We start from the raw sequence: 25,558 nt of genomic DNA, 5'->3' as shown, positions 1-25,558 counted from the left end.
TTGCCCGTCGGCGTTTCAGGCGCCGGGGGTCAGCTTCAGAAGAGGACGGCGGTGTCGACGGGGCGAAGCGGTCGGCGATCTCCCGGACCGCGTCGAGGGAGCGTTGTCGCCGCTGACGTAGACGGTGGGCAGGCCCTCGCCGCTCAGTACGGAGCCGACGGCCTCGCCGGTGACCGGCTCGGCCTCCTCACGGGGACCGGGGCCGTGGACGGCGGGGACACCGGTCACGTTGATCACGCCACGCGGTCGGACCGCCGAAGAACCGGACAAGGCGGCATCGGAGCACGTGATCAGTGACGGTGGCCTGATCCTCCGTGCCCGGTCGTGGAGGCCGCGGGCCGTCGCGTTCTTCGGATGGGGGCGCAACAGACCGAGCATCGCCTTCACGTGCTCGTCGGCGCGGCCGGACTGCACCTTGGGGTGGTCGTCGAGGGCCGGGTGCCAGGTGGTGCAGGCCGCTTCCAGGCGGCTGAGTTCCAGTGGCCGTTCAGCCGGCGGTCTGCGGCACGTGTGCGCGGGTGCGCTGGTAGGCGCTGGGGCGGAGCGGGTCCGCCTGTTGCATGGCCTCTACGCTCCGGCCTGGTCGTTCGGGCTCGTAACGGACCTGGCTGACGTGGTACTTGAGCGAGGAGGGGTCGTACGAGCCGAACGCCTTTCCGCGTGACTCGGCGTGGTCCATGGCCGCCTCGGCTTCGCGGCGGACCCCGAAACACCCAGCGAGTTGAGGTCCTGTCCGCCGACGTCGGCGCTACGGTGGCGGTTTGCCGTCGTCCGAACTGACCGCGGCCTCATGGCTGCTGTCGCTAAGATGCGCGAGGTATGACGGGGGCAGGAGAGCACATTGAGGCACGCGCCGATCCCAGAGACCGAACCGGCATCCTGCGGCGGGACAGCAGCCTTTGGGCTGATCACTCCCGAGGACTGGTACCGCATTCCGCTGCAGCCGCAGGACCGCCGTGAGGCGTCCGTGAACGCGCTGATCAAACGGCAGTTCGCCGGCGTCGACGACCAGCCCGTCCTGCGCCGGAAGGCCGAGGAGCACCTGCGCGGCACCGCACAGGCAGGCGTCGAGCAGGGCGGAGTGGTGCTGTACCTGTCGTTCCTCGAAGTGGGCGGTATCCCGCTGTCCGCCTCGCTGCTCGTCTCCCACCTGCGCCAGAAGTTCGACAGCCTCGACGCCGTCGGCGCGCTCGCCGGCTCCGGTGAGGTGGGCATGGTCACGTTGCCCGCGGCGGGGCGGGCGGCACGACTGCTCCGGCGGCAGCGCACCAAACAGTCACGCAAGCTGGGCTCGGAGTTCGCGGACACCGTCGTCGAGTACTTCGTACCAGTGCCGGACCGCGACGAGGTGCTGATGCTGACGTTCAGCACACCGCTGGAACCGATCGCGGACGCCATGGTCGGACTGTTCGACGCCGTGGCCGGAACCCTGCGCTGGCGGCACCGAGAGGAGACGAAGGAGGAGCAGGAGTGAGCGAGAAGCTCAAGGTCTCCACGGACGATCTGCACTCGGCCGGAACCGGTCTGCGGACGGTCGCGACTGAGCTCGAAGGGCTCGACAAGCTCATGGACGCCTACGACCTCCGTACCGTCGGGCACCAGAAACTGCACGAGCGACTGCAGGACTTCTCGGACGGCTGGGACGACAACCGCAAGAAGATGATTGAGGAGATCCAAGGGCTCGGGACCCTCGCCCACGAGGCGGGCAAAGCGTACAAGCAGATCGACACCGAGCTGTACAACGCTCTCGTGGGCAAGGAGAAGAAGTGACCAGGCCCGCGGATCACCGGTGGGAGGTGCTGGGCGAGGACGGCGATCCGGTGCCCGGCGACGTCGACGACATGAAGGCGCTGTCCCGCCGGTTCGAACTCACGGCGAAGACCATCTCCGACACGGCCGCGGCGCTGCGCCGACTCGGAAATCTGGAGAGCTGGGACTCGAAGGCGGGCCGCGCCTTCGCCGAGAAGGCGACCGACACGGCGAAGACGGTGAGCAAGGCGCACGGCCGCTACGCCGACGCGGGATCCGCCCTGAAGACGTACTACACCGACCTCGAAACCATCCAGGGCGAGGCCGACAAGCTTCTGCACGAGGCGGAGACGAAGGCCGGCGAGCTGACCACGGCCAGGTCCAAGGCGGACAATCCGCCCAAGGACACCGACGACGCCGGGCAGAAGAAGCTCGATGGAAAGGTCACCGATCTCCAAGACGCGCTGGACGGACTGCGGGGACAGCTCTCCTCGCTGAAGTCCCGTCACAAGGACGCGGGTGACAAGGCGGCCAGGGCCATCCACGACACGACGGAGAGCGACGGCCTCAACGACTCCTGGCTCGACGACCTGCGCGACACCCTGAACGCCGTCGCGGACATCGCGGGAGCCGTCGCCGCGGTCTGCGGAGTGCTCTCGCTGCTGGTCGGCTGGATCCCCGTGATCGGACAGGCCCTGGCCGGGGTGCTCGGCACCATCGCCCTGGTGGCGACGGCCGTCTCACTGATCTGCCACCTCCTGCTCGCCCTCAACGGCGACGGTTCCTGGGGCGATGTCGCGATGGACGTTCTCGGTCTCGCGACCTTCGGCATCGGACGCGTCTTCTCCTCGGGGGCCAAGCTCGCCGCCACGGTCGGGCGCGGCAGGGTCTGGACGGCGGCGACGCAGTACGTCCGCGGCTGGAATCCTGGAATGTCCTCCGCCGCCCGGCGCGCGCTCGTCGAGACGATGGTCGGGGCGCGGTCCGGAGCCACGCCCGCCGCGGCCCTTCCCGACGTGTCGGTGGCGGCAGCTTTCCGTGGGCTGCCCCGTGCCTTCGCGGACGACCTGGGAACCATCCGCGGCAACTGGCGGGACCTCTTCGAGTTCGGGGACAACCTGTCCGCGGCCCGGGGCGCGTACACCGCGGCCGGTCCGCGCGGCCTGGCCAGCATGTACGTCGGGCCGGGCATGGTCGACGAACTCGGCCGGATCAAGAACATCGACCCGGCCGATCTGGGCTTCATCGGTACGCCGGACGCCTTCAAGCAGGCCATGACGTACAACTCCCTCGCCCTCGGTGGTACCGGGACGGGCGCGGCGTCCGACACCAACAGCTTCATCGGGCTGTTCGGCAGCGAACCGGAGATCGACGTCACCGGCTCCGACGCGTCCTTGGCCGGGCGGTGAGCGGCATCGTGGAATCCACCGCGGACTGGACCGAATGCCGCGTGGCGCTGCCCGCCCTGCAGAACTGGCTGGTTCTCGATCTGGGGGCGGAGAATCCCGAGGTCTGGGCCCGCGCCCTCGCCGCCGAGCATCTCGAGAGCGGGGCCAGGGCGGAGTGGCGTGAGGCGCTCGCCGTGGATCTGCTCTGGTACTGGGGCGTGGCGCGGCGGCAGGGTGCCCTGTGTGCGGCCCTGCTGGCGCCCGCCGACGGCGCGGTCATGGCGAGTTACACGGTGCGGGAGCTGAACGTTCCGACGGCGTCCCTGAGCATGGCGGCGCTGCGGGCTGAGGCGGCGCGGGCAGAAGGACCGTTCTTCGCGGAGCAGGACCTCGACGAGGTCGACCTCCCCCTCGGCCCTGCGCTGCGCATCCACCGTCTGGAACCCACGGCCCCCGAGTCCGACAGCGGCGGCATCCTGGAGGGGGTGGCTCACTACGTCCTGCCGAGCCGCTACGCCACAGTGCTTGAATGCCGGCTCCTGTGGTCGACCCTCGGCTTCGGCGAGGAACTGGAGAAGGTCGCGGACGCACTGGCGGAGTCACTCAGACTGACGTGAACCCAGCCCGAGCCTCTCGCGCGGGATCATGGCGAGCGGCATCCAACTGAACCCGACGACGAACACGGCGACGAACGTCGTGATCCCTTCCGGGAGGATCCGACCGAGCTGGGCCATGACCGTCGCGACGACCAGTACGTACACATCGAAGACCAGCAGGGCGAGCAGCTTTCGCCCGGCCGGACCGGCGCCGACCCTCGGTGTCTCCGGTGTGCCCTTCACCATGCCGAACAACACCACCGGCAGCACCAGTCCGGTGGCCCCGCCGCTTGCGATTCCCCCGATCACCAGGGCGTTTCGCCCGTCATCGGGGACCACCGAGGACAGCGGTGCCGCGTCGGCCGCGTGGAGGAGCAGTGCCACCGCCGCGAAGGCGCCGAGCACCGTGGTCGCCAGCACGACGATCAGTCCCAGGGCGAAGGCGATGTTCCCGGCAGGGGAACGCCGCGTCTTCGAACGCTCGGGCCTCGACTCGGCGGACATGGACTCTCCCATTCCTCTGTGGGGTCCGGTAGAGGATAGCGGGACCCGGGACACGGGCTGGGCTCCACGGCACCACCCCAGTCGGCGCTTCAGTGATCGCCGTGGCCGAACGCTTCGGTATGGAACGCACCGCGGCCCCTGACCGCCGCCGCTCCTGTGTCGTACACCCCAGCACGCCCCGGCGCTCACCCTCCGATCCCGACGGCCCCTTCGCTGCACGGGTGGGCGTAGACGCGTAGCCGCGCACGCCGTCTCGGGGCCGGTGCCTGGATGGGCACCGGCCCCGCGGGCCGGGACACGTCGTCGGCGTCAGCCGATGGCGATGCGCGTCTTCCAGTAGGCGTGGGGGCCGTAGACCTCCGTTCCGGAGGCGGTGAGGGCGGTCTTGCCGCCGGTGTAGAAGCGGACGGATCCGTCGGCCATGACGGCCCAGATGTCGGGTACGGCGTCGCCGTTGACGCTGGGCGTGCCCATCAGGCGCGGGACGCTGCCGCTCGACCAGCCGGAGGCGGCGTACTCGATGTCGACGCCGCCCGAGGAGTTCGCGGCGGAGGCCAGCGAGTTCAGGTCCACGCCGCCGCCGCTCGCGGCGATGCCCTTGCGGAGCAGTAGCCTGCCGGAGACGTCGCTGCGGTAGACGAGGTCGCCGACACCGTCGCCCGAGACGTCCTGGGCGACGACGAGGTCGCGGTCCTTCCAGGCGGAGGCGGACAGACGGACGGCCTGGTCGACGGTGGCGCCGTGGTACCCGGTGAAGGCCCACAACTCGTCGTCCGTCCCGGCGCCGTTCTTCACCGTGGCGAAGAAGTCGGCGCGTCCGTCACCGGTGACGTCGCCCGCCGCCAGGATCTGGGTGAAGTCGGCCGGGGCCGGCGCACCCGCGGGCAGCAGAATCTCCTTCCGCCGGTCGATGTCCACGGCGCCGTAGCCGTCGCCCGGATAGACCCAGAGCCTGCCCCCGACGCGGACCACGAGGTCCTGGAGGCCGTCGCCGCCGTAGATGTCGCCGTTGTGGGTGATCAGGGCGCCCTTGAAGTGCCCTGAAGGCGCGGCGACGTACGGCGGGAGGTCGTCCCCGTTGGGATCCTTGTCGGGGTTGGCCCGGTACGCGCCGGGCATGGAGTAGTCCAGGTCCCCGGTTCCCTTGGTCAGATCGTCCTTGTCCGCCTGGGACGGGTAGAGGGCCAGGTTGCCCGCCTCGGTGACCGTGAACAGGTCGGGCAGCGCGTCGCCGGTGAAGTCGCCGGCCTTGTCGACCTGGTCGCGTGGGGTGACGTAGAAGAAGTACTTGGCGGGCTGCGAGACGTTGCCCGAGCCGTCGACCGTCCTCACGAAGAGGACGTTGGGCCCGGCGGCCGGAGGCTTGGCGTTCGAGATGGTCCCGCTGACGCTCGTGGGCGTACCCGCGACGCGGCTGACACTGCCCGTGTAGGTGGGCGAGTTGAAGCCGTACTCGTAGCGCACCACGTCGGTGTTCACGGCTCGCACGGTGAAGGATCCCGGCGTGCCGAACTTCTTGACGCTCCAGGTGGCGTCCTCGGCGCCGCTGCCGAAGCCGTTCTCGCTGCCGTCGGCGTCGGGGAAGTCGGTGGAGCTGACCTTGGGCGGGCGGGGCGCGGTGGTGTCGAGCACGAACCGGCACGGCTTCTTCGGGTACCAGCTCGAGCGGCTGTCGGCGTCGTCCACCGCCTGCACCCGCCAGGAGTAGGTGGCCCCGCTCTTGAGGCCGCTGGTGGAGAAACCGTCCGTTTCCCCCAGGGCCGTGCCCTTGTCGGCGCCCACGGAGACCTTGCCCGTCGACTTCAGCAGGTCGCCGGTGTTGTCCCACTGCCCGACCTGCCACAGGTCGAAGTTGAAGAAGTCGAGGTTCTTGTCCTTGTCCGTGGCCTTGGCGATGAAGGTCAGGTCACCGGATCCCATGCGGACGTACGGTTCGGTGGTGGTGCACTTGCCGTCGGGCCCCAGGCCGAGCGAGTTGGAGACGATCGAGGGCTTGCGGTTGTAGACGAGATCGAGGTATGGAGGGAAGTCGCCGTCGGCCTGGAACTTCTTCCAGGCGTACTGTGCGTGCTCGTCGCGGGCGCGCATCCCGAAGGTGATCACGTCCTGACCGTTGTCGGCGGCCTTCTGGGCGCCCTTCTTCACGTCGAAGGTCTCGAACGCGTCATGGCAGCCGGACTTGTAGCCGTGGGCGAAGCTCTTGGTGGTGAGTCGGTTGCCGTCGTGCAGCTTGGGGGCGTTCTTCCAGTTGGTGTGCGAGTCGATCTCACCGGTGAGGTGCACGCTCATCGAGCGGTCCTGACAGGACCAGGAGTACGTCTCCAGCATGTACAGCTTCGCTTTGGTGATCTTCGTGCCCTTGAGGTCCTTGTCGAACACGATGTTGAAGTACGAGCGCGAGGTCCCCCAGGTGTCGGACTCGAAGCCGACACGGGCCTCGTGAGTGCCGCCCTTGTTGAAGCCCTTGCCGTTGTAGAAGGTGGCGTTGGGGTGGCGGTCGTAGGCGGTGGTCCAGTCCTGGACGGGCTTCTTGACCGAGGGGTCGATGAAGACCGGGTAGGTCGTGCTCGGGTCGGCCAGGAAAACCTGGTCGGGGGTGAGTGTCCACTGCCCGGCGGACAGGTCGGCCTCGACGATGTTGCCCTGCGAGTCGGGGGAGGGGCCGTCCAGGGAGGGCAGGCTGAGGGTCGCGGCCGAACCGGTCTGTGAGGGTGCCGGTGTCGGCTCCGCCGGCACGGACGGCAGCGGGGACTCCGAGACGGTGGGCTCGGCTCCGTCGGAGGCCGACGGCAGGACCTCGACCTCGGCATCGCTCTGCTCGTCGGACTCCACCTCTTCCTCCGAAGGGCTGGGTGTGTCCGAGGGCGACTCGCTCGCGGAGTCCGTCGGGTCCGGAGACTCAGGCTCGGTGGGCTGGGCGGTGGCACCGACGGCGCCGTCGGTGACGGCGGGCTGGCCGCTGCTGTCCCACATCAGGGGGGTGGGGGAGACGGCGACCTCGTCGCCGTACGCGTTCAGGGCGCTGACCATGCCGGACGCCGGGTCGAGGCGGAAGGTGAGATCGGCGGAGTGCAGGCCGTAGGCGAGCTGCTGGACGTGCGGGTCGGACGCGGCCTCACGGGTCTTCAGAACGACGAGCTGCGCGAAGCCGTCGTCGTCTGCGGTGAGGACCAGGTCGCCGCCCGGGAAGATGTCCGGATAAAGGGCGCGGTTCCCGTCGATGATAGGTGTGGGCACGGCACCCGGCCAGGTGAGCTGAATGGCGTGGTCGCCACCTGCGCCCACGTACAGCGTGACCAGCGGGGTCCCGGTGTCGGCCGCGGCGGCGGCCCTCAGCAGGGAGACGCGGCGCACGGTCGAGCGGGAGGCGCGTTTCCCGTCGTCGCCGTGAGAGCCGGCCGAGAACACCATCCGGGTGTTGGTGGCCTTCGGCTCCCAGCCGGTGCTGGTGCGGTGCAGGCCGGGGTCGATCTTCTTCCATTCGCCGCCGGCCTTGGCCCGGACGGGGGAGGAGTACAGCCGCTTCTCCATGAGCCCGTCGGGGCGGGCCCAGGTGGTCGACCGCGCCGTCCGAGCGGTCGTCACCTCGACGTTCCTTCCCGTCCTGGCGGCTTGTGCCAGTGCGGCGGACTCGGTGACCGTCTTCGGGTGACGGCCGGGGCCGTCCGCACCGTCCGTGCCGTCACCGTCCAGCCGGAAGCCGGCGTAGACGATCCCGGTGGTCGCCACCGCGGCCGAGAGCAGTGCCGCGACGGTCCGACGGCCGGGCATGCGGCGCCAGTTGCGCGTCATCGGGCGGATTCCCCTTCCCCCTGGTTCCCCCTTGAAGCCGGCGCGCGACGCTACGTGGCCGGGCCAGCCGATGATGACCTATGAAGGAACTGTCGTCACCCTGTGGGGATTTGACACGCGAGGAGCTAACGGTGATGTGTCACCACCCAGTTGTACCGACCGGACGGGCCGATCGTCGGCGGTGTGCGCGGATCACCTCTCCGATAACGGAGTAAATCCTCATCAAACCAAGGGAGTTGACCTCCGTTTTAGTGGGCTGTGTGTATGTGCGTACCGAAGGACGGCTGGGTGGCAGTAGGAGTCGAGTGGGGGGCTATCCGCATCTCGCCCCTGTTCGCTGCGTGGCGATGCGTTACGTACCGTGATGATGATCACAGCGGGGCGCCTTCTCTGGCTTTCCCCACAGGGTGATCACAGAATCTCCACTGCCTGATACATCGTCACGCGTGGTCCGTCACCGGTCCCGCTTCCAAGTGGTCCGGGGGGACCCCGTCGTGCTCGATCGTCATTCACGTGCCCGCAAGCGCCGTCTCGCACGGACCGTCGTGCCGATCACGGCAGCCGCGTTGCTGGTGGGGCTGCTGCCCGCGACATCGTTGGCGATACCTCCTGACCCGGCGGCGGAGGAAACGGGCCGGGAATCGCTCGTCCTGGAGCACCTCAAGACCGAGACCCCCGTCCCCGGCAAGAACTTCAGCAGGAACCTGGACAGCCTGAAGGCGGACGTCCCTCCGGACCTCCTCGCCGCCCCGGCCAACACCACGACGCCACCCTCCAACCTCACCGATTCGGTGGACTTCGACTCGGTCGCGACCGCGACGACAGCCTCCGTCCATTCGGCCCAGCAGGCTGCCATGAGACCGGTGGGCACCCTCCCGGTGAGCCTCGGCCAGGCCCCCGACCAGCCGACGCCGACCGGAACGTGGCAGGTCAGCATCCCGGACCGCGCGCTCGCGGTCAGTAAAGGGGTGGACGGCGCGGTGCTGGTCGTGCAGGCCCCGGACACCGGTGCCGTCCCGGTCTCCGTCAAGCTCGACTACGCCAGGTTCAAGCGGCTCTACGGCGCGGACTGGGCCTCTCGCCTGCGCTTCGTGCAGTTCCCCGACTGCTACCTGACGACGCCGGACGACGAGGCGTGCCAGACGTACGAAGAGCTGGAGACGACCAACGACACGGCGTCCGAGTCCCTCACCGCCACCGTCGACCCGGCCGCCGACGACACGGTCACGCCCGCCTCGGCGACGACCCCTCCCACGACCGGATCGGGCGCCGTCCAGGCGTCCTACCGCACGTCCACCGGGGCGACGCAGACGGCAACCGGCGGCAGTACGGCCGTGGTCGGCGCCGTCGACTCCGGAACCAGTGGCGGGGGCACCTTCAAGGCGACGCCGCTCGCCTCCGACGGAAAATGGGAGGCGGGGGGATCGTCGGGCGCGTTCACCTGGTCGTACCCGCTGAACATCCCCAGTCCGCCCGCCGGACCGACTCCCCAGATCTCCTTCGAATACAGCTCCCAGACGGTGGACGGCCGCACCGCGGTCTCCTCGCCGCAGGGGTCCTGGATCGGCGAGGGCTGGTCCTACGACGCCGGCTACATCGAACGCCGCTACCGTTCCTGCAAGGACGACCGCAAGACACTCGACGCCGGCACGCCCAACAACACCGCCAAGAAGGACAAGACGTCCGACCAGTGCTGGGTGTCCTACAACGCGGTGATGTCGCTGAACGGCAAGACCACCGAACTGATCCGGGACGCCGCCCCGGGAAGCGACCCCGAGAAGGACACCGAGCGCTACCGGCCGCAGCAGGACGACGGCACCCGCATCGAGCACAGGGTCGGCGGCAGCAACGACGACAACAACGGCGAATACTGGGTCGTCACGACGACCGACGGCACCCAGTACTTCTACGGCCTCAACAGCGTCGGCGGCGGCCACGCCGGCACCGACTCCGTCTCCACCGTCCCGGTCTTCGGCAACCATCCGGGTGAGCCCTGCCACGCCGACGCCTTCGCCGACTCGCGCTGCGGCTCCGGCAAGCAGCAGGCGTGGCGCTGGGGCCTGGACAAGGTCGTCGACGTCCACGGCAACACGATGATCGTCGACTGGACGCAGGAGACGAACTACTACGCCGTCCGCAAGAAGTTCAAATCGCCCGAGCAGTACGACCGTTACGCCTACCCGACCGTCATCGAGTACGGCATGCGCCCGGACAGCCTCACCAAGCCGTCCGCGACGGTCTCGTTCGGCGTCAAGCAGCGCTGCCTGAAGTCCGAAACGGTCTGCACGGCGGCCAACTTCGACAAGACCGACGACCCCGGCGCCTACCGTCCCTGGTGGGACACTCCCGGCAACCTCAACTGCAAGTCGACATCCAAGCTCTGCCCGCCTTTCCCGTCCTTCTGGACGCAAATGCGCCTGGACACGGTGACGACGGAGGCCGCGCGCGCGGGGCAGACCGGCCTGGGCCCGGTCGACAAGTACACGCTCCACCAGTCCTTCCCCGCGGACTGGTACGACTCCGCCCCCGGCCTGTGGCTGAACTCCATCACCCGCACCGGCTACGCGCCCGGCGACACCACCGGCACGGCGCAGTCCAAGGACGGGGTCAGTTTCGCCGCGTACACCGTCGGCTCCACCTCGCCCCTGCAGGCCCGGCTCAGGGACCACCAGCTGCCCAACCTGGTGCTCACCGGAAAGAGCGACCAGCGGCCCGGCTTCACCCGGCCCCGCATCGGCACCGTGTCCACCGAGTACGGCGGCGACATCGAGGTGGAGTACAAGGGCGGCTGTGCCGCCGAACCGGCCGAGGACAAGGGCAAGGCGAACGGCACCTGCTACCCGGTGCGCTGGTCGCCGGACGGGGACGAGAAGACCCCGGCGAAGGCGTGGTTCAACAAGTACGTCGTCCACTCCGTCACCGAGACGGACAAGGTCACCTCACACGGCCCGCCGGTCGTCACGAAGTACACCTACTCGGGTCCGGCCTGGGCCAGGAGCGACGACGAGTTCACCCGGCCCGCGCTGCGCACCTACAGTGACTGGCGCGGATACCGCCAGGTCAAGGCCGTCAAGGGCCGCAAGTCCGTTTCCGAGCTGGGCGACGTGAACGCCCAGTCGCTCACCACGACCCGCTACTTCCAGGGCGCGGGCGGCGAGGTGAAGGACTCCACGGGCACGTACACCCTGCTGGCGGACGACGCTCCCCAGTACGCCGGCATGACCGCGGAGAGCATCACCTACCGCGACTCCGACGGCCAGGTGCTCAAGCGCACGCTGAACTTCCCGTGGTCCAAGCAGACCGCGTCCCGCGCACGCGAGAACGAGGACGGCACCGCGGCGGACCCGCTGCTCGCCCACCGCATCGGTGTAAAGCGGACGGACGAGATACAGACGGTGGACGACGAGGGCGACGGCGGCTGGCGGGCCGTCCGCACCCTCACCACCGTCGACGACACCTACGGGCTGCCCAAGCAGGTCGAGACAGCCGTGGTCAAGCCCAACGGCACCGGCGAGACCCTCTCCAACCAGACGTGCACCAAGACGTTCTACGTGCACAACACCACCGCATGGCTGATCGGCCTGCCCGAGGAACAGCGCACCACCGCCACCTCCTGCGCCGGCTACGACAGCGCCGACCCGGCCACCGAACTCAAGGCGGCCGTCCAGACGAGCTACGACAACCTGGCCTACGAGGCGACGCCCACCAAGGGCCTGGTCACCTCGATGGCCGAGATCAACGGCACGGGCACCGCGTACTCGGTCGTCACCGACACGACATACGACCCGCTGGGCCGGGTGCGCACCGTCAAGGCGCCGGGTGCGGGCACCACGAGGACCGAGTACACCCCGGGGGACGAGGGCGGTCCGGTGACCGCGACCAAGACGATCGACGCCTTGGAGCACACCACCACGACCACGTTCGACCCGGGGCGCAGCCTCCCGCTGACGGTCACCGACCCCAACGGCCGCGTGACGCGCAACGAGTACGACGCTCTCGGCCGGCTCGTCAAGGGCTGGTCCGCGTCGCGTTCCTCCGGCGGCAAGTCGCCGGACGTCGTCGTCGACTACCAGCCCGCGATCGCCACGAGCAGTGAGAACCGTCCCGCCGCCGTGATCGTGAAGACCCTCAAGGACGACGGCTCCTACGCCACCGGGATCACCCTCTACGACGGCCTGATGCGCGAGGTCCAGAAGCAGACCGAGGCCCACGGCCCCGGACGGATCATCGCGGACACCACCTACGACGACCACGGCCTGGTCTTCGAGCAGACCGGCGCCTACCTGGCGAAGGGCGCCCCGGAGCCGAAGCTCTTTGCCCCGAGGTCCAAGTCCCTGATCCCGAGTTCGGTCAAGCACCGCTACGACGGCCTGGAACGCGAGGTCCGCGCGTCCACCTACCACGACGGCGACTACCAGTACGCGACCTCCACCTGGTACAGCCTGAGCAGCACGCATGTGAACCCGGCGGGTTCGACGACCCCGAGAACGCGGACGTACTACGACGCCCTCGGACGCGTGACGTCGGTCAAGCACTACACCCAGGAAGCCGGGAACTCGGAAACCGGGCGCACGACCGCCTACGCGTACGACGCCCGCGGCAACCGCCGCAGCGTCACCGACCCGGCCGGCAACGTCTGGTCGTACACCTACGACGCCCGCGGCCGGGTGACGTCCGCCACCGACCCGGACACCGGCACCACCGAGACCTGGTACGACGCCGCGGACCGCCCCGACCACGTCAAGAACGCGCGCGGGCAGGAGACGTACACCGAGTACGACCTCCTCGGGCGCGTCAAGTACGTCCGCCAGGGCTCCGCCACCGCCACCCCCGTCAAGGAGTACACCTACGACGACGCGCCGGGCGGCATCGGCCGGCCGTCGGGCAGCAAGCGGCACACCGACAACGGCGACTACACCAACCGTGTCACCGGCTATGACGCCGACTACCACCCCACCGGCAGCGAGACGGTCATCCCGGCCAACTCCATGACGACAGGACTGGCGGGCAAGTACACCTACTCCTACACCTACACGCCGACGGGCAAGCCCCAGTCGGTCACGCTGCCCGAGGTGGGCGGACTGGCCCGGGAGAAGGTAGTCACCCGCTACAACGCCGACGGCCTGCCGGAGTCCACGTCCGGCCTGACCTGGTACACCTCCGACGCGACGTACTCGCCGTACGGCGAGGTACTGCGCACGGTCTCCGGCTCCCAGCCCTACCGCGTCTGGACGACCAACTTCGTCGACCCGCACACGGGCCGACTCGCGCGCACGGTCGCCGACCGCGAGACGGACGGCCCCCACCGCATCACGGACAGCTTCTACAGCTACGACGTCTCCGGCACGATCACGTCCAACGCCCGCCAGCTCAGCGAGGCGACGGGTGACACCTGGGACACCCAGTGCTTCACGTACGACGCGATGGGCGAGCTGGTGCACGCCTGGACGTCGAACGTCACGCCTAACCGCTACGGCACCGGCTGCAAGGCCGCGAACGGCAAGACGTGGGGCTACCGCACCGACTACGGCCCCTCGTCGGGCCCGGTCGCCGACGCCCCGAACGCGGCCGCCCCGGGCACCGCGCTGACCGACTCCCTCGCGGCGGCGGCCCCGGACACGGCGACCGTCTCCACCGGCGCGACCGCCTACCGCCAGGCGTTCACCTTCGACTGGCTCGGCAACCGCGCCACGCTGACCGAGCACGACACGGCCGACGCGACGAAGAACGTCACGTACACCCACGGCTACGGCAAGACGATCGCTGCCACCCCGACGACGCCGGCGTACAAGACCCAGCCGCACACGGTCACCTGGATCAGCTCCACCCCCTCGGGCAAGGGCAGCGTCTACACCTACGACGCCACCGGCAACACCACGGTCCGCGATCTGGCCACCACCACGCAGAACCTGGTCTGGTCACCGGAGAACAAGCTCGACTCCATCACCGACGACGGCAAGAAGACGACGTACGTCTACGACGCCGACGGCAACCGCCTGCTGGAGAACTCCGCTACCGGCTCGACGCTGTACCTGGGCGAGACCGAACTCACCACGGACGCCACGGGCACGATCACCCGCGCCGCACGCTCCTACGCCCAGGCCGGCGCCCCCACGGTGGTCCGCACCACGACCAACGGCGCGACGACCGGCCACAAGCTCAACGTCCTGATCGCCGACCACCTCGGCACGGCCAACACCACCGTCGAACTCTCCGCCACCCAGCCGGTCACCCGCCGCGCCTTCAAGCCCTACGGCGAATCCCGCGGCCCGAAGCCCACGACCTGGCCCAACAAACGCGGCTACCTCGGCACCGGCATCGACGACACGGCAACCGGCCTGACCCACATAGGCGCCCGCGAATACGACCAGTCCTCCGGCCGCTTCCTCTCCGCCGACCCGATCATCGACATCGCAGACCCGCTGCAAATCAACGGATACGCGTACTCCCGCAACAGCCCCGTCTCCACCTCCGACCCGGATGGCCTGAAGCCCATGGGTGTGTGCGAGAGGGACACTTGCTCACCGGGCACCAAGGAGCACTTCACCCAGGACAACAAGGGCCACTGGGTCCAGCACATGCTCCAGACCGAGATCACGTCCCGGTCCGACGGTTCCACACTGTTCACGTACACCTATACGGCCGGGGCGCTCAAGTTCAAGAGCTATGTCACGGTCGGCAGTTACGGGCAGTACCCCGGTATTGCGCCTCTGGGTGAGAACCGGAGGAAGCGGCAGGTCATGGACCTGTTCAACTTCTTCGTCTTCGACACCGAGCGGGTGGGTGCGTGCGCGAGCAATCCGAACGTGGAGAATTGCGTCCCACTGGCCATGGAGCTGCCCGGGGGCAAGCTGTCCAAGCTTGGGATGCTGCGGAGAGGGGTAAACGACGCCGCCAAGGTATCCAGGCGGTTCGACTGCAAGTGCTTCCTGGCCGGCACGGACGTGCTCTTGGCGGACGGCTCCACCAAGGACATTGAGGACGTCAAACTCGGCGACAAGGTCCTGGCAACCGACCCGGAAACCGGCAGGACGGTTCCCAAGAAGGTCACCCGCCTCCTCCGGACCGAAGGCGACAAGTACTTCAACGAACTGTCCATCGCGACCGAGCAAGGAATCGAGAAGCTCACTGCGACGGAAGGGCACCCGTTCTGGTCCCCGTCACAGCATGACTGGATCCAAGCAGGACAGCTCAAGCCGGGGATGACCCTGCGGACGGAGGACGGCGACACGGTCGTCGTCGCCGCAAACCGCCCGTACAAGCGGCACGCCCGAACGTACAACCTGACCGTCGAGGACCTGCACACGTACTATGTGCTGGCGGGCGAGACGCCGGTGCTCGTCCACAATTCGTCTTGTCCGAGATTTGTGGTCGATTCCAAGGGCTCGATTAACGACCTTGAGGGGCCGCAGGCTCAAATCCTCATAAACAAGGCCGCAGGTGATGGGTTCCGAGACGACGTGGCAGCTTTCCTGAGAGGGCGGGGGAGGGCGGTCGTTACTGATGGAGAGGATAAGGGTGCCCTCACCTTTGCGACTCCTGACGGCCCGCGAACCTTCGATCTAGGAGTTTGGGACAGGGACGGCAAACTCCTGGGCTACGTGGAGGCGAAGACAGGAAGGTCTCCGTACAATGCCGCTCAGCAAGCGAAGGACGCCTGGCTGCGGCAGCAGTATGGATTCAACATCGCCGTAATTCGCAGCGCGGGATAGCGAGGAGTGTCGTGACGTACAACATTAACTTCTACTGCGTCTCTGGCGGGCTTAGCCCTGATGAAGCTTTTGATCATCTGGTGGACAGCTTCAATGCCGAGAGCCGCCCTGTGTTCACGAATGAGAGATCTTCTGGGAAGGGGTGGGCTTCGATGTCTCTGGGGTCAACCGAATCAGCGGCTGCCGCCGGGGATATGCGAATTGAGTTTCACTCCAGCCCCTCCATCGTGCGGGATTCGATTTCCCAGGTAGCCGCTGAGGACACTTCTGGGCGTATCAACGAAACGGACTCTTTGTTGATCGTTACACTTTCGGGGAGTGCAATTGATTTGTCGATGGTACGAGCTGTATGGGAATTCGCGACTTCGCTGTGGAATGCGATCCCATACGATGATGCGTCTGGATTCGATGTGACGGAGGCGGCGCTCGGTTAACCGGATTGCAGGGATCTCGTCACATTGAGTGGTCTGATGGAGTTTGAAATTCCGTGGGGGTCATGAGGCATTCGACGGCAACCCTGACGGCAACGCAGTCGGACGTCCGCGGGCCCCACGAAGCACCTCGTGGGGCCCGCGGACGTTCTGAAGACGGTGGCGGTGACGTCAATGTGGACGTGGCCGAGCAGTTCCTTGATCACAATGAGTTCGACGCCCTGCTCCAGGAGCAGTGTTGCGGCCGTGTGTCGGGGGTCATGCGGCCCGCGATGGTCGCGGCGCGCAGGTGGAGCATGCCGCGCATTGCCTCGATGCCTGCCGGGCGGCGTGACTCCTGGCCGTCGAGGTCCCGCAGAGCCCGGTCGACCACCCGCAGCCCCACGTCGTACCGGCCGGACGACATGGTGGTCTGCGTGCGAAGGTAGGCGTACATGGCAGCCAGGCCGGGCTCGTCGGCGTGCGGCGCGGTCCACGCCAGCCGGTCCAACGCGACGGTCGCGAGATCCAGGAAACCGAGCTTCCACGCCACGGTGAACACGCACCGGAACGTCTCCGCCAGGCACTCGTAGGCCAGCCGCTGATCTTCGCCGGTGCTGGTGTGCACGGCCTGCACCGATTCGTCGATCAGCACGGGCAGGTCGCGCACCATGTCCGTGTACTGCGCCTGGCGACGCTGCTCCCGAGCCCGCCGGACATTCGTCCAGATCAATGCGGCCGGACGCGGAGCCGTCTGCCAGTCCAGCGGGATGTCCCAGTTCTCCAGCGCTTCGCGGATCGGCTGGATCAGCGCGTCCATCCGATCGCGGCGCAGTTCCTCGGCGTACGGCTGCCCCAGCAACTCGGACACGGAAACACCCAACGCGCGGGCACAGGCCGCGACCAGAGCCGGGGAGGCAGGCTTCTGCCCGCATTCCACCTTCGACAACAGCGACTTCGACACGTGAGCCCGTATCGCCAGCCCCTGCTGCGTCAGACCGCGCTGCTTCCGGATACGGGCGATCCGCGAGCGCCGGCGTGCTCCTCGATGCTCCGCGACACGGCGAACTCCGTTCAGCGGCAACACCCAGACGGTACCCTCCAGCGCACCGTCGCCGGGCACGGCGAGCATGGTTGGTAGCGACGGACCCGCGCTTATGGGCGTTGCAGCCGGCGGGGGCGAAGCTCCCGGCCGTCCGTCGGGGGCCGACTCCTCCGCCCCGGCCCCGCGCCGCCAGACTGGGCGACGCGCCAGCCCGGCCGTACGCTGCCTCTCCCGATCGGGCCCGGTCGTGCCGAAAGAAGCCGACCCTGCGCCGCCTCGGCAGGTTGCCGCTGGTTTGCGGCGGCGCCGTGGCATCAGGACGAAGGGGAGTGCCGGGGGTGTACGACGCTGGAGTGGCTGCGGTCGCGGCGACGGCACACGACCTGAACTATGAAGTCGCGCTCTCGCACCCCGTGCCATATATCATCGGCGCTATGGACGGCGGGCGGTACTCGATCGAGATCGAGCCGGAGGTGCGGCTGTGGCTGGAGAACATTCCCGCCCATCACTACAAGCAGGCCGAACGCGTCGCCGACCTGCTCGCCGAGCAGCCCACCACGCTCGACGAACCGCACTCCCGCCACCTGGGTGGCAAGCTCCGCGAGCTGCGCTTCCGCCTGGGCGATGCCCATCAGCGGATCACCTACTGGCTGGCGCCCGGCCGACGTGTCGTGCTGCTCACCGTGTTCCGCTAGACCAAGATGCGCGAGCAGGCCGAAGTGGACCGCGCCCACGCCGCACAGCGATTGTGCGAGGCAGAGCATGAAGCCGCCGCCGAGCACGACCTCTACAGCCGCAGCCTCAAGGAGAACCGATGAACCACAGCGAATGGAGGACCCGTCGCCACCGTCGGCTGCTGGGCGAACGCCTGGACGCTGACCCCGAGTACGACCGGGTCTACGAGGAGGCCGGCCTCGCCATGACGTTGGGCAAGGCCGTATACGACCGGCGTAAGCAGCTGGGTCTGAGCGAGGCCGACCTCGCCGAGCGCATGCACGTCGACGTCGATGACATCGAAGGCATCGAGACGGCCACCGAGCTGCCGCCCATCGCAGTCATCATGCGCCTGGCCCGCGCACTGGACCTCACGGTGGACGTGCACCTCGCCGGCGGAGGCGAGCCCACCGTCACCATCGTCGCCCCAGCGGCCTGAGGCGGGGAGGGACCATGCAGGACCCGCCTTCCGTGCTTGCCCGTGAGCTCGGGCAACTCGTCCACGACCGGCGCATCGAGCTCGGGCTGTCCCAAGCCGAGCTGGCTGAGCGATGCGGGATGAAACAGCCGCAGATCTCCCGCTTCGAAGGCGGCGGGACCGTGCCCACGCTCCCCCTCCTGCGCCGCCTGGCCCACGCTCTCGGCGCCGACCTGACCATCAGCCTCACTCCGCACGACAAAGCCGCTTGACGCGCATTCGGATTCCTGGAATTCCTCAGGCGGTGTAGACCACCACTGGCGGCACCGGCATTTCCGGGCTGTCAAACCGAAACACGTTTCCGCTCTGACCCTCTTGCCCTGCGAAGATCACGCAGTTGGCGGCCCGTCGTCGCGGGCGCCAGAGCCCGGCCGGGCTCGGCAGGTGTCCCTCCGCCGCGCCCGACCGGTCCTCGGAGCCGAGCAGGGGTCAGCCCACGCTCACCGCGCTCCAGGCCGCCGCCACCGCGTTGTACTCCGCGCTTCCGGACCCGTACAGGTCCTTCGCCGCGTTGAGGGTGGCCGTCCGCGCGCCCGCGTAGTTGGTCGAGGACGTCATGTAGACCGTCAGGGCGCGGTACCAGATCTTGCCCAGCTTGTCCCGGCCGATTCCGGTGACGGCGGAGCCGTTGCAGGTGGGCGAGTTGTAGCTGACGCCGTTGACGGTCTTCGCGCCGCTGCCCTCCGCCAGGAGGTACGCGAAGTGGTTGGCGACGCCCGAGGAGTAGTGGACGTCCAGGTTGCCGACCGAACCGCTCCAGCAGTCGGCCGAGTTGCCGTCCTTGGACGGCTTGTCCATGTAGCGCAGGGCGTCCCGGCCGAAGCCCGAGCGGACGATCTCCTCGCCGATGAGGTAGTCGCCCGGGTCCGACGCGTTGCCCGCGTACCACTCCACCAGCGAGCCGAAGATGTCGGACGTCGCCTCGTTCAGGCCGCCGGACTCGCCGGAGTACGTCAGACCGGCCGTCTTGGACGTGACGCCGTGCGTCATCTCGTGGCCAGCCACGTCCAGCGCCACCAGCGGCCCGAACGTCGTCCCGTCACCGTCGCCGTACGTCATGCAGAAGCAACTGTCGTCCCAGAAGGCGTTGTTGTAGTTGCTGCCGTAGTGGACGCGGTTGTACGAGCCCTTGCCGTCGCCCGCGATGCCGTTGCGGCCGTGGACGTTCTTGTAGTAGTCCCACGTCTCGTTCGTGCCGTACTGGGCGTCCACGGCAGCGGAGGAGCGGTCGGCGGTGGTCCCCGAGCCCCAGTGGTTGTCGGCGTCGGTGAAGACGGTCGCGGGGGCGCGGCTGAAGCAGATGCCGAAGATGCACAGGTCGGTCTTGTTGGCCGCGTCGCCGGTGTACGTGTTGCCGCGGGTGGGGTCGGTGAGCTGGTACGTCGATCCCGACAGGGTCGTCTCCAGCGGCACCGTCCCGCCGTACAGCGACTGCCCGTCGCCGGTCGCCGTCTCCAGCGTGTCCCAGGCGTCGATCTGCGCGCCGGTGCGGGCGTTCGTCAGTACCGTGCGGGCGACCGGGTTGCCGGCCGGGTCCAGCGCGACCGCGTTCGTGCGCCAGGCCAGCTTCGGGGTGCCGTGCAGGGCGTCGACGACCAGCTCGGGCTTCGCCTTCAGCTTGCGCAGTGTGTCGCCCAGGTTGGCGGCGCGCAGGGCGTGCGCCGCGATGTCGGCGGCCTTCGGGGCCGGGACGGACGGGGTGACCGACGCGAGCGAGACGCCGCTGCGCGTCGCGCGGCTCGCGCCGCGGTAGGCGCCGTCGGACGCCAGGTGGACGACGAAGTCGCCGCCCAGGACGGGCAGGTCGCGGTACGTGCGGTCGTAGCGGACGTGCTGTGTGCCGTCCTTGTCGACGATCACGTCCCGGACGGTGGTGTCCTGGGCGGAGGTGAGGCCGAGACTCGTGGCGTGCGCGGCCAGGGCCGAGGCCGCGTGCTGGAGGGCGGTGGCCCTGGTCGGTCTGTCGGCCGCGTGGGCGGCGGGGGAGAGCGTGGCTGCCAGCAGGGTGGCGGCGGTGGCCGCCACGCCGGTGGCGGCGAGACGTCGGGAACCTCGGATGTGGTGCCGTGTCCGACTCATCTGTCTCCTCGGGAAGGCGCCTCTGAGCGCGTGCGGGCGCAGGCACGTACGCGGAAGCCCGTGCGAGTGCGTGCACGTGCGTGGGGGCGGCGCTGATGGTCCCTCAGATTTAAATGGCCATGACATGTCATGTCCATAGTGCGTACGGGGGCGTGTGTGCGGGGGAGGGGGAGGGTGGAGAATCGTTTCCGTGACTCTCCCGTTCTTCGTCTACGGCACCCTCCGCCCCGGCGAGCCCAACCACGACCTGTTCCTGCGCGGCCGCACCCGCTCCGAGGAACCGGCCCGTCTGAACGGGGCCGTCCTCTACGACGGCCCCGGCTATCCCTACGCCGTCGAGGAACCCGGTTCCACGGTCTACGGCGAGCTGGTGACCGCGCTGCCGGAGGAGTACGGCGACCTGCTCGGCGCCCTCGACGAGCTGGAGGAGTACGCCCCCGGCGACCCGAGCAACCTCTACGAGCGCCTCGCCCGCGAGATCGTCCGCGACGCCGACGGCACGCCCGTGCGCGCCTGGGTGTACGTCGCCGCGCCCGCCGTCGCCGCCCGCCTGCGGGTCAGCGGCAAGCTGATCGAGGGCGGGGACTGGCGGGCCCGGTGACCGGCCGGATCAGGTGACCGGCCGCACCGCCTCCACCCGCACCGCGCACACCTTGAACTCCGGCATCCGCGACGTCGGGTCCAGCGCCGGGTTGGTGAGGGTGTTGGCGCGGCCCTCGCCCGGCCAGTGGAACGGCATGAAGACGGTGTCCGGGCGGATCCCGGTCGTGATGCGGGCCGGCGCCACCGCGCGGCCACGCCGCGACACCACCGCCACCGGGTCGCCCTCCGCCGCCCCGAGCCGCGCCGCCAGCCGCGGGTGCAGCTCGACGAACGGGCCCGGCGCGGCGGCGTTCAGCTCCTCCACGCGGCGGGTCTGGGCGCCCGACTGGTACTGGGCGACGACCCGGCCGGTGGTCAGCAGCACGGGGTACTCGTCGTCCGGCTCCTCGGCGGCCGGCCGGTGCGTCACGGGCACGAACCTCGCCCGGCCGTCGGCGTGCGCGAAGCGGTCCAGGAACAGGCGGGGCGTGCCGGGGTGGGCGTCCGCCGCACCGTCTTCCCCGAACGGGTCCGGGGCGGAGTCCGGGCCGGCCGGGCACGGCCAGAACACCCCGTTCTCCTCGGCCAGCCTGCGGTAGGTGATCCCGGAGTAGTCCGCGAGGCCGCCCGCGCTCGCCCGGCGCAGTTCCTCGAAGACCTCCTCGGGGTCGGCCGGGAAGCCCTTCTCCACGCCGAGCCGGGCGGCCAGCTCGTGCATGACCTCCAGGTCGCTGCGGACGCCGCCGGGAGGGCTGATCGCGCGCCGCCGCAGCAGCACCCTGCCCTCCAGGCTGGTGGTGGTGCCGGTCTCCTCGGCCCACTGGGTGACGGGCAGGACCACGTCCGCCAGCGCCGCCGTCTCCGACAGGACGACGTCGCAGACGGCGAGGAAGTCCAGCGACCTGATCCGCTCCTCGACGTGCGCCGCGCGCGGCGCCGACACCACCGGGTTGGAGCCCATCAGCAGCAGCGACCGGATGTCCGTGCCCAGCGCGTCCAGCAGCTCGTAGGCGCTGCGTCCCGGCCCCGGCAGGCTGTCCGGGTCCACGCCCCACACCTCGGCCACGTGCCGCCGCGCCGCCGGGTCGTCCAGCGTGCGGTAGCCGGGCAACTGGTCGGCCTTCTGGCCGTGTTCGCGTCCGCCCTGCCCGTTGCCCTGACCGGTCAGGCAGCCGTACCCGGACAGCGGGCGGCCCGGCCGGCCGGTCGCCAGGCACAGGTTGATCCACGCGCCCACCGTGTCGGTGCCCTTGGACTGCTGCTCGGGCCCGCGCGCGGTGAGCACCATCGCGGCCTCCGGTTCGCAGAAGAGCCGTACCGCCTCCCACAGTTGCGGCACGGACACGCCGGTGATCCGCTCCACGTACTCCGGCCAGTGCGCCATCGCCGCGGCCCGCGCCTCCTCCCAGCCGGCGGTCCGCTCCCGCACGTACGCCTCGTCCACCCGGCCCTCCGCCACCACCAGGTGCAGCAGGCCGAGCGCGAGGGCGAGGTCGGTGCCGGGCCGGGGCGCGAGGTGCAGGTCGGCCTGCTCGGCGGTCCTCGTGCGGCGCGGGTCCACCACGATCAACGTGCCGCCGCCTGCGCGCAGTTCGGTGAAGAACCGCAGCGCCGGCGGCATCGTCTCGGCGAGGTTCGAGCCGACCAGGATCACGCAGCCGGTCCTCGGGATGTCCGCCAGCGGGAACGGCAGCCCGCGGTCCAGGCCGAACGCCTTCGTGCCCGCGGCCGCCGCCGACGACATGCAGAAGCGGCCGTTGTAGTCGATCTGCGAGGTGCCCAGCACCACCCGCGCGAACTTGCCGAGCGCGTACGCCTTCTCGTTCGTCAGGCCGCCCCCGCCGAACACGCCGACCGCGTCCGGGCCGTGCTCGGCACGCGTGCGGCGCAGCTCCCCGGCGACCCGGTCCAGCGCCTCCTCCCAGGTGGCGGGCACCAGCGCGCCGCCGGAGCGCACCAGCGGGGAGGCCAGGCGGACGTTCGAGGCCAGCACCGCCGGCGCGGTACGGCCCTTGCCGCACAGCGCGCCCCGGTTCACCGGGAAGTCCGCGCGCTCGCTCACCTCGACCGTGCCCTCCAGCGTGGGCGTCAGGTTCATCCCGCACTGCAGGGCGCAGTACGGGCAGTGGGTGGGCGTCGCGGTGGGCGTCGCGGAGTTCTGCATGCCGTTCAGCGTGCGCGGGCCGTGTTACGCGCCGTGCGGGCCCCGGTTACGCGGGCGGCACGGTGACCTCCCCGCCGTTCCGCCGCCGTCGTGAGGTGCGCGGAGGCGCGGAAACGCCGCCCGTCACCGGGCCGCGGCCAGCGCCTTCGCCACGCCCGGTTCCTTCGGGCCGAGGAAGCGGGGGTCCGGCCGGAACAGCGCGTCCAGGGCCGCCTTGCCCGCCGCGAAGACCTCGCGGGTGTTGCCGTAGTACCAGGTGGTGTCGTGCCTGGCGCCGACGCCGATGCCGTACGAGCGCACGCCCGCCGCCCGGCACAGCGCGACCGCGCGCCGGATGTGGAAGTCCTGGCTGATCAGCACCGCCCGGTCGACGCCGAAGATCTTCCTGGCGCGGACGCAGGAGTCCCAGGTGTCGAAGCCGGCGTAGTCGCTGACGATCCGGCGGTCCGGCACGCCGTGCTCGGTCAGGTAGGCGCGCATCGCGTCGGGCTCGTCGTAGTCCTCGCGGCTGTTGTCGCCGGTGACCAGGACGACCTCGACGCGGCCCGCGCGGTAGAGGGTCGCCGCCGCGTCCAGCCGGTGGGCGAGGTACGGGGACGGCTCGCCGTCCCACAGGCCCGCCCCGAAGACGACGGCGACCTCGGTGCGCGGCACGTCGGCGGTCGTGCGCAGACCGTCGGTCGTCGAGACGTACAGCCACGCCGCCGGGGCCAGCGCCAGCACGCACGCGGCCATCACGGCCTGCACCAGCCGCCGCTGCCCGGCACGCGTGCGGGGCAGGCGCGGCAGGCGCGGTTTCGGTCGGCGCATCGTGCGGTCCTCTCCCGGATGCCGACGATCCCTTCCGGACGTCGCTCCCGACAGACGAAGACGTCCCGCGGGGCCGTACGGTTCGGTCTGCGACACGTGATCGAGTTCACTGCGGACCTCACTTCCGGGACCGGAAAACGCAGGTCGGGCAAGCTCACCCGCCCGGGGCAGCCATGGTGAACCCCCGGAAAAGACCCGTGATGCCCGTGCAACGGCTCGGCAATGTCGCGCCGACACCATCGGCGCATGAACCGGATCAGCAGCCCGCACGCGAGCCGGCCCGGCCTCGTCCCCCTCGACCTCGACGGCAGCCGGCGGCCCGGCCCGCCTTCCGCGGCCCCCGCCCTGGTCGTCGTGGCGCACGGCAGCCGCGACCCGCGCGCGCTGCGCACCGTCCGCGCGCTCCTGGACCGCGTCCGCGAGCTGCGCCCCGGCCTGCCCGTGCACCTGGGCCACATCGAACTGAACGAACCCCTGCTGCCCGACACGCTGGCCGCGCTCGACGCGTTCGGCGTGCGCGGTGGCGCGGCGGCGGTCTGCGTGCCGCTGCTGCTCGGCCGCGGCCACCACGTCAAGCGGGACATCCCCGAGATGGCCGCCGCCGCACCGGCACCCACGCGGGTGGCCGCGCCGCTCGGGCCGCACCCCCTCCTCGCGGAGGTCCTGCACGACCGGCTGGCCGAGGCCGGCTGGCGCGCCCCCGCCGACGCGGCGGACCGCCGCTCCCGCGCGGTCGTGCTCGCCGCGGCCGGCTCGCGCGACCCCGAGTCCGCGGCCGACACGGCCCGCACCGCGGGGCTCCTCGCCGCACGCCTCGGCGTGCCGGTGGTCCCCGCCTACGCCTCCGCGGCCGCCCCCACCGTCGCCGACGCCGTGCGCGCCCTGGCCGCCCGGGGCCGCCACCGCGTCGCCGTCGCCTCGTACTTCACCGCTCCCGGCCGCTTCGCCACGGAGTGCGCCGGGGCGGCGCCGTGGATCGTCTCGGCGCCCCTGGGCACGCACCCGGCGATGGCCCGCCTCGTCCTGCACCGCTACGACCAGGCCCTCGCCACGCCGGCCCCCCAGCCGGCACCGGAACTCACCGCACCGGACACGCAGACGGCACCGGAACCCGCCCCGGCCTGACGCGGTGGCGAAATGGGAAGTCGCCCCGCCCGAAAGCGGCGACGAAGCAGAACTCGCCCCGCCCGAAAGCGGCGACGAAGCAGAACTCGCCCCGGCCCGGAGCGGCGACGAAGCAGAACTCGCCCCCGCCCGGAGCGGCGACGAAGCAGAACTCGCCCCCGCCCGGAGCGGCGGCGGAACGGAACTCGTCCCGGCCCGAAGCGGTGGCGAAGCAATACTCGCCCCGGCCTGAAGCGGCGGCGAAGCAGTACTCGCCCCGGCCTGAAGCGGCGGCGAAGCAGTACTCGCCCCGGCCTGAAGCGGCGGCGGAACGGGAACTCGCCCCGGCCCGAAGCGGCGGCGGAACGGGAACTCGCCCCGGCCTGAAGCGGCGGCGGAACGGGAACTCGCCCCGGCCTGAAGCGGCGGCG

General features: G+C 70.0%; 17 protein-coding genes and 3 pseudogenes. 11 read left to right on the top strand and 9 right to left on the bottom strand.

The annotated features are described in order from the left end of the window. Positions 1-38: 38 nt before the first annotated feature. Both VKA29_RS06585 and VKA29_RS06580 read right to left on the bottom strand, forming a co-directional pair. A pseudogene (locus VKA29_RS06585) lies at positions 39-240 on the bottom strand (MBL fold metallo-hydrolase); the annotation flags it as partial. 247 nt (positions 241-487) lie between these two features. Beyond that, on the bottom strand, positions 488-679 hold the full coding sequence (locus tag VKA29_RS06580; protein ID WP_324784248.1) for a hypothetical protein: 192 nt from the start codon (positions 677-679) through the stop codon (positions 488-490). Positions 680-967: 288 nt separating this feature from the next. Here VKA29_RS06580 and VKA29_RS06575 point away from each other — a divergent pair, with 288 nt between their 5' ends. The 4 genes from VKA29_RS06575 to VKA29_RS06560 are packed head-to-tail and all read left to right on the top strand — an operon-like array spanning position 968 to position 3,754. Beyond that, positions 968-1,474: a hypothetical protein gene (locus VKA29_RS06575; RefSeq protein WP_324784247.1), complete on the top strand. Its 507-nt coding sequence runs from the start codon at positions 968-970 to the stop codon at positions 1,472-1,474. After that, complete coding sequence (locus VKA29_RS06570) at positions 1,471-1,770, top strand: hypothetical protein (RefSeq protein WP_324784246.1); 300 nt, start codon at positions 1,471-1,473, stop codon at positions 1,768-1,770. Before VKA29_RS06575 ends, VKA29_RS06570 begins: the two co-directional genes overlap by 4 nt. After that, positions 1,767-3,158, top strand: a complete 1,392-nt coding sequence (locus VKA29_RS06565) for a hypothetical protein (protein ID WP_324784245.1) — start codon at positions 1,767-1,769, stop codon at positions 3,156-3,158. The genes VKA29_RS06570 and VKA29_RS06565 overlap by 4 nt, the downstream gene beginning before the upstream one ends. A gap of 8 nt (positions 3,159-3,166) precedes the next feature. After that, positions 3,167-3,754 (top strand): hypothetical protein, encoded by a 588-nt coding sequence (locus tag VKA29_RS06560; RefSeq protein WP_324784244.1) that lies wholly within the window; start codon positions 3,167-3,169, stop codon positions 3,752-3,754. On the opposite strand, the gene VKA29_RS06555 is transcribed toward VKA29_RS06560, so the two are convergent. Then, positions 3,737-4,237 carry a hypothetical protein gene (locus VKA29_RS06555; RefSeq protein ID WP_324784243.1) on the bottom strand — a complete coding sequence of 167 codons (501 nt, stop codon included), beginning with the start codon at positions 4,235-4,237 and terminating at the stop codon, positions 3,737-3,739. The two genes, VKA29_RS06560 and VKA29_RS06555, sit on opposite strands and share 18 nt — an antisense overlap. Before the next feature lie 309 nt (positions 4,238-4,546). Continuing rightward, positions 4,547-8,029, bottom strand: coding sequence for a DNRLRE domain-containing protein (locus VKA29_RS06550; RefSeq protein WP_324784242.1), 3,483 nt, complete (start codon positions 8,027-8,029; stop codon positions 4,547-4,549). A 545-nt stretch (positions 8,030-8,574) separates the two neighbouring features. Here VKA29_RS06550 and VKA29_RS06545 point away from each other — a divergent pair. Together VKA29_RS06545 and VKA29_RS06540 are read left to right on the top strand one after the other, a co-directional pair. Then, positions 8,575-15,741 carry a polymorphic toxin-type HINT domain-containing protein gene (locus VKA29_RS06545; protein WP_324784241.1) on the top strand — a complete coding sequence of 2,389 codons (7,167 nt, stop codon included), beginning with the start codon at positions 8,575-8,577 and terminating at the stop codon, positions 15,739-15,741. A gap of 11 nt (positions 15,742-15,752) precedes the next feature. Next, a complete protein-coding gene (locus VKA29_RS06540; RefSeq protein WP_324784240.1) occupies positions 15,753-16,175 on the top strand; it encodes a hypothetical protein in 423 nt (140 codons plus the stop codon). On the opposite strand, the pseudogene VKA29_RS36930 reads toward VKA29_RS06540, so the two are convergent. After that, positions 16,172-16,435, bottom strand: a pseudogene (locus VKA29_RS36930) (hypothetical protein); the annotation flags it as partial. The gene VKA29_RS06540 and the pseudogene VKA29_RS36930 overlap by 4 nt on opposite strands. Further along, a complete protein-coding gene (locus VKA29_RS36925; protein ID WP_420718449.1) occupies positions 16,375-17,283 on the bottom strand; it encodes a helix-turn-helix domain-containing protein in 909 nt (302 codons plus the stop codon). The gene VKA29_RS36925 and the pseudogene VKA29_RS36930, both read right to left, overlap by 61 nt. 347 nt (positions 17,284-17,630) lie before the next feature. On the opposite strand from VKA29_RS36925, the pseudogene VKA29_RS06525 reads away from it, so the two are divergent. The 3 genes and pseudogenes from VKA29_RS06525 to VKA29_RS06515 all read left to right on the top strand — a co-directional run bounded on the left by VKA29_RS06525 (position 17,631) and on the right by VKA29_RS06515 (position 18,600). Continuing rightward, positions 17,631-18,014, top strand: a pseudogene (locus VKA29_RS06525) (type II toxin-antitoxin system RelE/ParE family toxin). Continuing rightward, entirely contained in the window at positions 18,011-18,349 is a 339-nt protein-coding gene (locus VKA29_RS06520) for a helix-turn-helix transcriptional regulator (protein WP_324784239.1), read from the top strand. The pseudogene VKA29_RS06525 and the gene VKA29_RS06520 overlap by 4 nt, the downstream one beginning before the upstream one ends. A gap of 32 nt (positions 18,350-18,381) precedes the next feature. Beyond that, positions 18,382-18,600 (top strand): helix-turn-helix domain-containing protein, encoded by a 219-nt coding sequence (locus VKA29_RS06515; protein WP_420718448.1) that lies wholly within the window; start codon positions 18,382-18,384, stop codon positions 18,598-18,600. Between the two features lie 217 nt (positions 18,601-18,817). Here the strand turns inward: VKA29_RS06515 and VKA29_RS06510 are convergent, their stop codons facing one another. Next, positions 18,818-20,467, bottom strand: a complete 1,650-nt coding sequence (locus VKA29_RS06510) for a M4 family metallopeptidase (RefSeq protein WP_324784237.1) — start codon at positions 20,465-20,467, stop codon at positions 18,818-18,820. Between the two features lie 190 nt (positions 20,468-20,657). On the opposite strand from VKA29_RS06510, the gene VKA29_RS06505 reads away from it, so the two are divergent. Beyond that, on the top strand, positions 20,658-21,068 hold the full coding sequence (locus tag VKA29_RS06505; RefSeq protein ID WP_324784236.1) for a gamma-glutamylcyclotransferase family protein: 411 nt from the start codon (positions 20,658-20,660) through the stop codon (positions 21,066-21,068). A gap of 9 nt (positions 21,069-21,077) precedes the next feature. On the opposite strand, the gene VKA29_RS06500 is transcribed toward VKA29_RS06505, so the two are convergent. After that, a complete protein-coding gene (locus VKA29_RS06500) occupies positions 21,078-23,213 on the bottom strand; it encodes a molybdopterin oxidoreductase family protein (RefSeq protein WP_324784235.1) in 2,136 nt (711 codons plus the stop codon). A 123-nt stretch (positions 23,214-23,336) separates the two neighbouring features. Next, positions 23,337-24,023, bottom strand: a complete 687-nt coding sequence (locus tag VKA29_RS06495) for a SanA/YdcF family protein (RefSeq protein ID WP_324784234.1) — start codon at positions 24,021-24,023, stop codon at positions 23,337-23,339. 246 nt (positions 24,024-24,269) lie between these two features. Here VKA29_RS06495 and VKA29_RS06490 point away from each other — a divergent pair, with 246 nt between their 5' ends. Further along, positions 24,270-25,148: a sirohydrochlorin chelatase gene (locus VKA29_RS06490; protein WP_324784233.1), complete on the top strand. Its 879-nt coding sequence runs from the start codon at positions 24,270-24,272 to the stop codon at positions 25,146-25,148. The last annotated feature ends 410 nt before the right edge of the window (positions 25,149-25,558 follow it).

The organism is Streptomyces sp. H51 (genome assembly GCF_035656535.1).
GTDB lineage: Bacteria > Actinomycetota > Actinomycetes > Streptomycetales > Streptomycetaceae > Streptomyces.
This window is presented reverse-complemented; position numbering and strand designations above follow the sequence as displayed.